Here is a 10,873-nt window from a genome sequence, read left to right as displayed (position 1 = left end):
ACGGTGCGGCGCGCCGGCGCCGGGCGCAAGGCGACGTTACGCCGCCGCCACCGCCTCGATCTCGACCAGCCACGCCTCATCGAAGATGCCGGTGACGATCACCGTCAGGGCCGGTTGACGTCCCGCGAGCCGACGCACCCGCACTTCACGGTTCTCGAGCGCGTAGCGTCGGTCCGAGAGGAAGGTCGTGACCTTGACCAGATTGTCCAGCGTCATGCCGGCGGCGGCCAGCTGGGTCTCGATATTGTCCCACACCTGCTCGCACTGGCGGGTGAAATCGCTGGCGAGCGACCCGTCCGACCCGACCGGAATCTGGCCGGACAGGTAGAGCCAACGGGTGGGTCCGGTGACCTCCACCGCCTGCGGATACGAGCCCTCGACCGGCGGCGAGCCGTCGCCGGTCAGGGGCCGTATCGTCACGCTCACTGACGCGCGGCGTCCGAGCGGGCGCGGACCGAGGCGAACTCGGAGGTCGGCTTCCAGCCCGGCCAATCCTCGCTGTTCGCGAGGTCGAGGCCGAGGTGGTACAGCAGGGTCAGGTTCTCGACCGCCGAGGTCAGGTTCCAGTCCGCCGACCATTCGTCCGAGGGCTTGTGGTAGTCGGCGGCGAATTTGGCGCGCCAGGCGGCCTCGCCGGCTTCACGCCCGCCCTCGACCCAGTCCCAGCCGTGCCACGGCATGATCGCCGGCACGCCCATGCGGGCGAAGGGGAAGTGGTCGGAGCGGTAGTAGAAGCCCTGTTCCGGCATGTGGTCGTCGGAAACATAGCGGCCCAGCGGCTCGGCCAGGGCCTGCAAGCGGTCCTCAAGGTCGTTCTGGCCCTTGCCGAAGATCGGGATGTCCTTCGTCGGTCCCGACAGCGGCAGCATGTCGATGTTGATGTCCGCCACAGTGGTTTCCAGCGGATAGACCGGATCGGCGGCGTAACCGTAGGCGCCCATCAGGCCCATCTCCTCGGCCGCCATATGGGCGAAGACGATGGAGCGCTCCGGCCGCGGGGCGGCGCTGATCTGGCGGGCCATCTCGAGCACGCCGATGGTGCCCGACGCGTTGTCCCAGGCCCCGTTGTAGATGTTGTCTTCGGTAGTCGAGACCGGACTGACGTGGTCCCCGCCGACGCCGACGTGGTCCCAGTGGGCCGAGTAGATGATGGTCTCGTCCGGGCGCTCGGTTCCGGGAATGCGGGCCAGCAGGTTGTGGGTGACCAGCGGGTCGATGGTTTCCTGGGTCGCGACCGACAGGGTGACGCCGTTCAGCGGCACCGCCTTGAAGGCGCCCGAGCCGATGGAGCCCAGTTGCGCCATGTCCAGGCCGGCCGCCGTGGCCCACTGCAGGGCCACGTCGTGATTGACGGCCATGGAGAATTCGAGGTCAGCCGCACCCGGGGTCATCGTGCGGGTGCGGTTCGCGAACTGGGCCGCCCGGCGCCAGGTCTGCGAGTCGGCCGGCTCCGTGACGAGCGTGACGATGCCGACTGCGCCGCGGCGGACCGCTTCGTCGGCCTTGTAGGCGGCGGACTGGTAGTTGGTGTCATACTCGCCGTTGAACACGTCGCCCTCGGGCTCGCCGCTGATCACCACCACGACCTTGCCGCGCACGTCCATGTCGCCGTAGTCGTCCCAATTCCGCTCCGGCGCGCTGATGCCGTAGCCGGCGAAGACCACCGGAGCGTTGCTGATCGAGGCGCGGCCGTCGTTGGAGATGGCGCGCAGGGTGACGTCGGTCCCGACGGTCAGCGAATGGCTGACGCCGTCCGGGCCGGTCCAGCTGGCGCTGGCGGCGCCCGCCACCGGCGTGAAGCGGTTCAGCGTCACTTCCTGCAGCCATTGGCCATCGGGGCCGCCGGGCTGGAGCCCCATCGCCTCGTACTGCGCCTGCAGCCAGGCCAGCGTCATCCGCTCGCCCTCGCTGCCTGGGTAGCGGCCCTGGAAGGCGTCGGCGCTGATGGCGCGGATGTCGTTGCTGATCCGCTCGGCGGAGAAGTCCTGGGCGGACGCCAGTCCGGCGGACAGCAGAACGGCGGCGACGGCGACGCCGCCCATCATCTTGCGAAGCATATGGGAAACTCCATCCCCGGATTGATGGGGCGCACTCTAGGGCGGCCCCGGCGGCCCGCCCATTAAGTTTTCGTCATGTCCGCAGCGCGGCCGCGACGCGGCGGCTCAGCGGCGTGCGGCCGCGCTCGCCGCCCGGGCCGGGCCGAACTCCGAGCCCGGCTTCCAGCCGGGCCAGTCACGGCTGTTGGCCAGATCCCGACCGATCCACAGGGCGACCTCGAGATCCTCGATCTGGCCGCGCAGGTCCCAGTCGGGCGACCACTCGTCGTCGGCCTGGTGGTAGCGGCGGGCCCCGTATTCGTCCCGGGCGGCCTCGCGGGCGGCGACCGGCTCATCGCGAAAATCACCGCCGCCCTCGGCGTAGGCCATGGGCACGCCGCGCTTGGCGAGCGGGAAATGATCGCTGCGGAAATAGCTGCCGGCGGCCGGATTCTCGTCCGGCGTGACGGTGCGGCCCTGACGCCCGGCCGCGGCGGTCAGTCGCTCGTCCAGCTCGGACTGGCCATAGCCGATGACTCCGAGGTGAGCGACGCGGCCATAGACGTTCATGGCGTCCATGTTGAAGCCGGCCACAGTCTTCTCGAGCGGATAGACGGGGTTGGCGGCGTAGAATTCCGAACCCAGCAGGCCACTTTCCTCGGCGGTGAAGCTGACCATCACGATGGAGCGCTCGGGGCGGGGGCCCGCGCCCCAGACCCGCGCCAGTTCCAGCAGGCCGGCGGTGCCGGTGGCGTTGTCGACCGCTCCGTTGAAGATGGCGTCGCCACTGGCGTCCGGTTCACCCACGCCGATGTGGTCCCAGTGGGCGGTGTAGAGGATGGACTCATCCGGATGGGTCGTACCCGGCAGGCGGGCGATGACATTCTTCGTGGTGATCTGGCTTGTGGCGACGTCGAACATGCCGCTGAAGGTCGCGCCGTCGAGGGTGACGGGCCGGAAGTCGCGGCTGCGCGCCTGGGTTTTCAGGACCTCGAAATCGAGTCCCGCCCGGCGGAACAGGTCGACGGCCACGTCCCGCTGAATCCAGCTCTCCATCGACACGCGCTCGGCCGCCGCGTTCTGGCGCACAATGTCGAACTGCGGACCCGACCAGCTGTTGGTGACGGTCGCCCAGCCGTAGGAGGCGGGGGCGGTCTCGTGCACGATGATGACGCCCGCGGCGCCCTGACGCGCGGCCTCCTCGTACTTGTAGGTCCAGCGACCGTAGTAGGTCATGGCCCGGCCGTTGAAGGTGTTCAGCTCCGGCTGTTCGAAGTCGGCGTCGTTGACCAGCACGACGATGACCTTGCCGCGGACGTCGACGTCCTTGAAGTCGTCCCAGTTCCGCTCGGGCGCCTTGATGCCGTAGCCGACGAAGACCAGCGGCGCGTCCGCCAGCATCACATGGCTGCCCGGCAGGCGGGTCGAGACGACGATCTGCTGGCCCTGCGCCAGCGGGATGGTCTCGCCGCCGATCTTGAAGCCGGCGCGGATGTTGGAGGCGGTGAAGCGGTTCAGCGTGACGTCCTGGGTCCAGCCGCCGTTGGGCCCGCCGGGCTCGAAGCCGGCGGCGGCGTACTGTTCGCTCAGATAGCGAACGACCATGTCCTCGGCCGGCGTGCCGATGCCGCGGCCCTGGTAGCTGTCGTCGGACAGGATTCGCACATGTTCCGACAGCTGTGCGGCGTCGATCTCCGGAGCCGGCGACATCGTGCCGGCCCACGGGAATGGACTCGCGCTGATCGTGGGAGCGCAGGACGAAAGCAGCGCGCCGGCGCAGAGCGCGGCCACGAAGGCGAGCAGACGCATGAAACGAGACCCTCAGCCGATGAACAAACCCGGCGGGACGTTAGGGCGTCGGTCGCCGCCTGTCGATCACGGGATGACCGGATCGCCCGCCGGCCAGTCGGTAGCCCCCCGGCGGCGCAGGCGTAGCTCGATCACCTTCATCGGATCACGGCCGGGCATCGCGAAGTGTCCGACCTCGACCCATTCGCCATCCTTGAAGGTGGTGACGTAGCGCATCTCGCCGCCCCGGGCCGGGGTGGTCCAGCTGAAGCCGTCCGCCGTGGCCTCCAGCGGGAAGTCGCCGGCATGACCGTTGGCGTAGGAGCGCATCATGTAGCGGTCGGCGGCGTCGTCCCATGAGACGATCGCGAAGGCGTTGAAGGCCGGTGACCCGTCGGCCGAGCCGGCGCTGCGCCCTTCGATGACCTTGATCGAGCCGCCGAGGATGGGTCCGATCCGCTCGGTGTGCGGATGGCCGGCGCCCGCGCCCGGACCCATGAAGATCGTCGCCTCGCCGACCCACTCGCCATCCATCCAGGACAACGCCTGCATGGCGTCACGCTGTTCCTGGGTCCCCGCCGGCAGGACGTCCTGGGCCGTGGCCGTAGCCGGGGCGGCGAGCAGAAGACACGCGGCCGCGGCCGCCATGGCAATCACTGAGCTTCTGGACATGGTGATCCTCCCTCTATGCTTTATGTCATAAAGTTCTTTTTCTTGGATGGCAATAGCGCATGAAAAACCCGCCGGAGCAGGGGCTCCGGCGGATTTGTCGATCCGTGGAAAGCGGCGCTGGCTAGTGCGCCACGCCCTTCCAGATGCGGCGGTAGCTGACGTAGGTGACGCCCGCGAACAGGAAGAGGAAGATCAGCACGCCGAGGCCCGACTGCTTGCGCTGGACCTGCCTGGGGTCCGACGCCCAGGCGATGAAGGCGGCGACGTCCTTGGCGTACTGGTCGACCGTCTCTTTCGAGCCGTCGTCATAGGTCACCTGGCCGTCCATCAGCGGCGGCGGCATGGCGATGAAACCGCCCTCCGGCACATGGGCGCCCTCGGCCACGAACGGCGTCAGGTCGCCGGCCATGTACGGGTTGTAGTACTGGCCCGGGCGGATCTCGAGGCCGGCGGGCGGGGTCCGGTAACCGGACAGCAACGAGTAGATGTAGTTCGCGCCGTCGTGGCGGGCCTTGGCCATGACCGAAAGGTCCGGCGGGGCCGCACCGCCGTTGCCCGCGGCCGCGGCCGTGGCGTTCGGATACGGGTTGGGGAAGCGGTCGGCCGGGACGGCGTCGCGCATGATCGGCTCGCCGGTCTCGCTGTCGATGTCCGGCACCTGGACCTCGGCGGCGAGCACCTTGACGAAGCGGTTCTCGGCCGGATTGGCCTGATGCTCGTCGTAGAACGGGCCGCCGGGCTCGGCCAGGGTGCGGAAATGCATCAGGTCCATGCTGTGGCAGGACGCGCAAACTTCCCGATAGACCTTGTAGCCGCGCTGCAGCTGGCCCTGGTCAAAGGTGCCGAAGGGCCCTTCGAAGCTGAAGCCGCCGCTGCGCGGGTGGGCCGCGCCGCCGGACGCCAGCGCCGGTTGGGCGGCGAGCGTCAGGCCGGCCGCCGCGGCGATCAGGACCAGGGTCTTTTTCATCGAACGCATCGAAGTCTCGAGGGTCATGGTCGCTCTCAGCCCTTCTTCTCGGGCGAGGCCGGGGCGGCGGCGGTCATGGCGTCCCCGCCCGGCAGGACCGGCTCGGAGATGGTCGCCGGGATCGGCCGCGGGGTCTCGCGCAGGCCGACCAGCGGCATCAGCACCAGGAAGAACAGGAAGTAATAGAAGGTCAGCAGGCGGGTCAGCCACAGGTAGCTGTTCAGCGCGCCGTCAAAGAGGGTGAAGCTGGGCATGCCCGGGATCACCGGCGCGTCGGGAAGCTGGGCCCCGCACCAGCCCAGACCCATGCCGACCAGCACGAAGATGATGAAGAAGGTCCGCATCGCCGGGCGGTAGCGCATCGAGCGCACCTTGGACGTATCCAGCCACGGCAGGACGAACAGCACGCCGATGGCGCCGAACATCGCGATGACGCCGCCGAGCTTGTCGGGGATGGCGCGCAGGATCGCGTAGAACGGCAGCATGTACCACTCGGGCACGATGTGCGCCGGCGTCTGCAGCGGATTGGCCGGGATGTAGTTGTCGGCGTGGCCCAGGGCGTTCGGCATGAAGAAGACGAACAGGGCGAACAGCATCAGGAAGAGGATGATTGCGAAGCCGTCCTTGACCGTGAAATACGGGTGGAACGGCACGGTGTCCTTCTTCATCCGGTCCTTGGGGATCAGGATGCCGACCGGATTGTTCTGGCCGGCGTGGTGCAGGGCCCAGAGGTGCAGCACGACGCAGCCGGCGATGACGAACGGCAGCAGGTAGTGCAGCGAGAAGAAGCGGTTCAGCGTGGCGTTGTCGATGGCCGGGCCGCCGCGCAGCCAGACCAGGATCGGCTCGCCGACCAGCGGGATCGCCCCGATCAGGTTGGTGATCACCTCAGCGCCCCAGAACGACATCTGGCCCCACGGCAGGACATAGCCGAGGAAGGCGGTGGCGATCATCAGGAAGAAGATCACGCAGCCGACGATCCAGATCATCTCGCGCGGGGCCTTGTAGGAGCCGTAGTAGAGGCCGCGCAGCATGTGCAGGTAGACCGCGATGAAGAACATCGAGGCCCCGTTGGCGTGGGTGTAGCGGATGATGTCGCCGCCGTTGACGTCACGCATGATGCGCTCGACCGAGGCGAAGGCCATCTCGGTGTTGGGCACATAGTGCATGGCCAGGATGACGCCCGTGGCGATCTGCACGACGAGGCAGAGGGCCAGGATGCCGCCGAAGGTCCACCAGTAGTTCAGGTTCTTCGGGGTGGGCAGCGCCATGTAGTCGGCGCCGAAGCGGACGATCGGCAGGCGGCTGTCCAGCCACTTCTCGACGCCGGTCTTGGGGACATAGGTGGATTCGTGATCGCTCATCGTTTTCTCGCCCGTCCTCAGCCGATTTTCACGCGGGTGTCGGACACGTAGTCATAGGTCGGCACGACCAGGTTCTTCGGCGCCGGACCCTTCCGGATGCGGCCCGAGGTGTCGTAGTGCGATCCGTGGCAGGGGCAGAACCAGCCGCCGTAATCGCCGGCGCCGAAGGTCGGCACGCAGCCCAGGTGGGTGCAGGAGCCGAGAACGACGAGATACTGCTGGTGGCCCGGCTTGACGCGGTCCGCGTCGGTCTCCGGGTCCTTGAGGCCGGCGCGGTCGTCGGCGCGGGCGCGCTCGACCTCGGCCGGGGTGCGATAGCGCACGAACACCGGCTTGCCCTGCCATTTGATGACGACCTGCTGGCCTTCCTGGACCTTGGTCAGGTCGAACTCGATGGTCGACAGCGCCAGGGTGTCGGCGGCCGGGTTCATCGAATTGACCAGCGGCCATGCGGCCATGGCCCCGGCCCCCACCGCGGCCGCGCCGGCTGCGATGTGGATGAAGTCTCTACGATTGGGATCCTGATGGTTCGGATCGCCCTGGTCTGCAGCCACCGATTCGTCTCCTGAGCCGTTGGCGGCGTCGCCCTGCGGCGCGCCGTTTCAACGCTGTCGTTCCTTTAGCGGACTCCCCGATGGCTGGCCCGGCCCGGCTTTGCGGCGCATCGCCGCAAGGTGCTGGCGTCTCGTGAGAAACGCTCGCAAATCGAGCCGCGACAAGCCCCCGGGCCGCGCGTATGAGGGCCTTAGAATGCGTCTCGCCCTTTTTCAACCGGCCATTCCGCAGAACGTGGGCGCCTGCATCCGTCTGGGCGCCTGTTTCGGGGTGGAACTGCACGTCATCGAGCCCACCGGCTTTCGTTTCGACGACCGGGCGATGAAGCGGGCGGCGCTCGATTACGGCCCGCTGGGGCACATGGTCAGGCACGCCGGCTGGGACGATTTCCAGCGCGACCGGGGGCCGGGACGACTGGTGCTGTTCACGACCAGGGGGGCGACGCCGCTGGACGATTTCCGCTTCGAGGCCGGCGACACCCTGTTGTTCGGCAGCGAGACCGCCGGGGCGCCGGATCCTGTGCATGCAGCGGCCGATGCGCGGGTGGTGATCCCGATCCGGCCGGGGGCGCGGTCACTGAACCTGTCGGTCAGCGCCGGGATCGCCCTGTGGGAGGGGCTGAGGCAGACCGGGGGCTGAGGCTACTCGGGCGCGCCTTCGTCCGGCAGGCGGGCCAGGCTGGGCCTGTCATCCTCCCGGCTGCCGGCCACCGCCTCGACAGCGCGCATGACGCGCAGGATGTTCTCGCCCGCCAGCTTGCGGATGTCGGCCTCGCTCCAGCCATTGGCCATCAGGGCGGCGAGGATGCGGGGGTAGGCGTCGACGCCGTCGACCCCGTCCGGCAGGGCGGACACGCCGTCGAAGTCGCCGCCGAGGCCGACGTGGTCGATGCCGGCCACGTCGCGGACGTGCTGGATGTGGGCGACGACGTCGGCGATCCCGGCGCGGGGCGTGGGATGGGCCGCCATCCAGGCCTGCAACCCGGCGGCGACGGCGGCGGGATCGCCGGGGTTCAGCGACTTCAGCCGGGCGTCCTCGGCCGAGCGGGCGGCGCTCCAGGCCCGGACGGTCTCGCTGATGAAGCCGGGAACGAAGGTGACCATGACCACGCCGCCGTCCTCGGCCATCAGGCGCAGCACGCTGTCCGGCACGTTGCGCGGGTGGGCGGTGACGGCGCGGGCCGAGGAATGGGAGAAGATCACCGGCGCCTCGGACACCCGCATGGCGTCCAGCATGGTCTCCTCGGAGACGTGGCTGAGGTCGACCATCATGCCGAGACGGTTCATCTCGCGGACGACCTCTTCGCCGAAAGGATTGAGCCCGCCCCATTTCGGCGCGTCGGTGGCGCTGTCGCCCCAGGTCGTGGTCGTCGAGTGGGTCAGGGTCATGTAGCGGGCCCCGGCGTCGTGGAACTCGCGCAGCAGCCCGAGCGAGTCGTCGATCGAATAGCCGCCTTCCATGCCGATCAGGGAGGCGATACGGCCGCGCCGGTGGATGCGCTGGATGTCGTCGGCGGTGGTCGCCAGCTCGAACACGTCGGGGTGGGCGGCGACGATGCGCTTGACGGTGTCGATCTGCTCGAAGGTGGCCTTGGCCGCCTCGACGGGCGTGAGGCTGGCGGGGACATAGACCGACCAGAACTGGCCGCCGACGCCGCCGGCGCGCAGGCGGGGGATATCGGTGTGCAGGGCCGTCGAGGCGTCGAGGTTGGTGGTCAGGTCGACAGCGTGCGGGTCATTACCGTGCTGCTGGCGCAGGGCCCAGGGCAGGTCGTTGTGGCCGTCGATCAGCGGCGTGCGCTCGAGGATGCGCCGGGCGGCGGCGGCGTCCTGGGCCATGGCGGGAGCGGCGGCCATCACGGCGGCGACGGTGGAGAGAAGGGCGGCGCGGATCATCACAGGCTCCCGGAAGCGATGCCCGACAGTGGCAGACGGAGGCGACGCGTCAACGGTCGAGCCTGGCGGAAAAAACAGTCCGTAGCGTCCATAGCGTCCGTAGAGTGCATAGAGTGCATAGAGTGCACAGAGTGCGTTGAGTGCGCCGCGTTCGTCCGGACAGCGCGCCCGGCAGCCGTGAACCTGATGTCAAAGACCGCGCCCGCCGGGACGTGACGAACCGGAGCATTATGCGCCTGCCGGCTGCTGCGGCGGGAAGACGGGGTCGGGAATCCGCCATGTCGTTGATCGGGCGCGAGATTATCCGCTGAACCCGACTATGAATTCCCGGATTGTCAGCACAGCGTCACGGGGTCGGGCGCCGAGGTTCGTCACGAAGGGCACGAAGGAAGACGGCACGAAGGACACGAAGGGGGCCGGCGGCCTTGCGGCTCCCGGCAGGGACACGCCTTTCTTTGAAGGCGGGCAAGGGCCCGCGAAGGGGGACCGGGCAGGCTCCCTTCGTGTCCTTCGCGCCTTCTTCGCGGCCTTTGTGATGAACCAGCGCGTGGGAGTCGTGGAGCGATGGGGAGGTGACGAGGGCCGGCCACGTCCGCCGGATGAAAGCGCCGCACTTCACCGGGTCGTGCGGACCGCATAGAAGCCTCGCCATGACCGACGCCGACCCGCTCGCCCCGCAGAAGACCGAAGCCCGCGCCTGGTTCGAAGCCTTGCGGGATCGAATCCATGCGGCGTTCGAGGCGCTGGAGGATGCCGCGCCGGCCGATCTGTTTCCCGGCGAACCCGGCCGTTTCACGCGCACGCCCTGGGACCGGCGCGAAGGCGGCGGCGGGGTCATGGGGATGATGCACGGGCGGCTGTTCGAGAAGGTCGGGGTGCATGTCTCGACCGTGCACGGGACCTTTCCGGCCGACTATGCCAGGTCGGTTCCGGGGGCGGCGGAGGACCCGCGCTTCTTCGCCACCGGGATCAGCCTGATCGCTCACCCGGTCAGCCCGCGCGTGCCCGCGGTGCACATGAACACCCGTTTCATCGCCACGACGCAGGGCTGGTTCGGCGGCGGAGCGGACCTGACGCCGGTGCTGGACGCCGAGCGGCGGGACGACCATCCCGACACCCTGGCCTTCCATGCCGCGATGAAGGCCGCCTGCGACGCCCACGACCCGGCCTGGCATGCGAAGTTCAAGGCGTGGTGCGACGAGTATTTCTGGCTGCCCCACCGCAACGAGCCGCGCGGCACCGGCGGCATCTTCTACGACCATCTGGACAGCGGCGACCGCGCCCGCGACTTCGCCTTCACCCAGGACGTCGGCGAGGCCTTCCTGAAGGTCTATCCGGAGATCGTCGCGCGCCGGATGGTGGAGCCGTGGACGGCGGCGGAGCGCGAGGAGCAGCTGGTGCGGCGCGGCCGGTACGTCGAGTTCAACCTGCTGTACGACCGCGGGACCATGTTCGGACTGAAGACCGGGGGCAATGTGGAGTCGATCCTCAGCTCGATGCCGCCGGTGGTGAAGTGGCCGTGAGGCGCGTCACCCTCGGGCTTGACCCGAGGGCCAGATGCAGGGGCGAGCTGTCCGACAGGAGCGGCCTTTGGAG

General features: G+C 68.8%; 10 protein-coding genes. 2 read left to right on the top strand and 8 right to left on the bottom strand.

The genetic code is table 11. From position 1 onward, the window contains the following. Window positions 1-36: 36 nt before the first annotated feature. The 7 genes from VEA98_RS04825 to petA all read right to left on the bottom strand — a co-directional run bounded on the left by VEA98_RS04825 (window position 37) and on the right by petA (window position 7,381). Complete coding sequence (locus VEA98_RS04825) at window positions 37-420, bottom strand: RidA family protein (protein WP_324811346.1); 384 nt, start codon at window positions 418-420, stop codon at window positions 37-39. A gap of 2 nt (window positions 421-422) precedes the next feature. Then, window positions 423-2,057, bottom strand: coding sequence for a M28 family peptidase (locus VEA98_RS04820; RefSeq protein ID WP_324811345.1), 1,635 nt, complete (start codon window positions 2,055-2,057; stop codon window positions 423-425). 105 nt (window positions 2,058-2,162) lie between these two features. Continuing rightward, window positions 2,163-3,845: a M28 family metallopeptidase gene (locus tag VEA98_RS04815; protein WP_324811344.1), complete on the bottom strand. Its 1,683-nt coding sequence runs from the start codon at window positions 3,843-3,845 to the stop codon at window positions 2,163-2,165. A 66-nt stretch (window positions 3,846-3,911) separates the two neighbouring features. Next, the gene (locus VEA98_RS04810; RefSeq protein ID WP_324811343.1) at window positions 3,912-4,496 is read right to left on the bottom strand and encodes a DUF1579 domain-containing protein; all 585 of its coding nucleotides are present in this window, start codon (window positions 4,494-4,496) and stop codon (window positions 3,912-3,914) included. A gap of 121 nt (window positions 4,497-4,617) precedes the next feature. After that, a complete protein-coding gene (locus VEA98_RS04805; RefSeq protein WP_414642141.1) occupies window positions 4,618-5,490 on the bottom strand; it encodes a cytochrome c1 in 873 nt (290 codons plus the stop codon). A gap of 8 nt (window positions 5,491-5,498) precedes the next feature. Next, on the bottom strand, window positions 5,499-6,827 hold the full coding sequence (locus tag VEA98_RS04800) for a cytochrome b/b6 (RefSeq protein ID WP_324811342.1): 1,329 nt from the start codon (window positions 6,825-6,827) through the stop codon (window positions 5,499-5,501). A gap of 17 nt (window positions 6,828-6,844) precedes the next feature. Next, window positions 6,845-7,381, bottom strand: a complete 537-nt coding sequence (gene petA, locus VEA98_RS04795) for a ubiquinol-cytochrome c reductase iron-sulfur subunit (protein ID WP_324811341.1) — start codon at window positions 7,379-7,381, stop codon at window positions 6,845-6,847. Between the two features lie 196 nt (window positions 7,382-7,577). Between petA and VEA98_RS04790 the strand changes: the two genes are divergently transcribed. Continuing rightward, window positions 7,578-8,021 carry a tRNA (cytidine(34)-2'-O)-methyltransferase gene (locus tag VEA98_RS04790; RefSeq protein WP_324811340.1) on the top strand — a complete coding sequence of 148 codons (444 nt, stop codon included), beginning with the start codon at window positions 7,578-7,580 and terminating at the stop codon, window positions 8,019-8,021. 2 nt (window positions 8,022-8,023) lie between these two features. On the opposite strand, the gene VEA98_RS04785 is transcribed toward VEA98_RS04790, so the two are convergent. After that, window positions 8,024-9,277, bottom strand: a complete 1,254-nt coding sequence (locus tag VEA98_RS04785) for a dipeptidase (RefSeq protein WP_324811339.1) — start codon at window positions 9,275-9,277, stop codon at window positions 8,024-8,026. 650 nt (window positions 9,278-9,927) lie between these two features. Between VEA98_RS04785 and hemF the strand changes: the two genes are divergently transcribed. Further along, complete coding sequence (gene hemF / locus VEA98_RS04780; protein WP_324811338.1) at window positions 9,928-10,800, top strand: oxygen-dependent coproporphyrinogen oxidase; 873 nt, start codon at window positions 9,928-9,930, stop codon at window positions 10,798-10,800. The last annotated feature ends 73 nt before the right edge of the window (window positions 10,801-10,873 follow it).

It is taken from the genome of Brevundimonas sp. (genome assembly GCF_035627055.1).
Lineage (GTDB): Bacteria > Pseudomonadota > Alphaproteobacteria > Caulobacterales > Caulobacteraceae > Brevundimonas.
This window is presented reverse-complemented; position numbering and strand designations above follow the sequence as displayed.

Coding starts and splice junctions, on each gene's coding strand:
- VEA98_RS04820 (WP_324811345.1), bottom strand. CDS start 2,057: ATGCTTCGCAAGATGATGGGCGGCGTCGCCGTCGCCGCCGTTCTGCTG.
- VEA98_RS04815 (WP_324811344.1), bottom strand. CDS start 3,845: ATGCGTCTGCTCGCCTTCGTGGCCGCGCTCTGCGCCGGCGCGCTGCTT.
- VEA98_RS04810 (WP_324811343.1), bottom strand. CDS start 4,496: ATGTCCAGAAGCTCAGTGATTGCCATGGCGGCCGCGGCCGCGTGTCTT.
- VEA98_RS04805 (WP_414642141.1), bottom strand. CDS start 5,490: ATGACCCTCGAGACTTCGATGCGTTCGATGAAAAAGACCCTGGTCCTG.
- VEA98_RS04800 (WP_324811342.1), bottom strand. CDS start 6,827: ATGAGCGATCACGAATCCACCTATGTCCCCAAGACCGGCGTCGAGAAG.
- VEA98_RS04790 (WP_324811340.1), top strand. CDS start 7,578: ATGCGTCTCGCCCTTTTTCAACCGGCCATTCCGCAGAACGTGGGCGCC.
- VEA98_RS04785 (WP_324811339.1), bottom strand. CDS start 9,277: ATGATCCGCGCCGCCCTTCTCTCCACCGTCGCCGCCGTGATGGCCGCC.
- hemF (WP_324811338.1), top strand. CDS start 9,928: ATGACCGACGCCGACCCGCTCGCCCCGCAGAAGACCGAAGCCCGCGCC.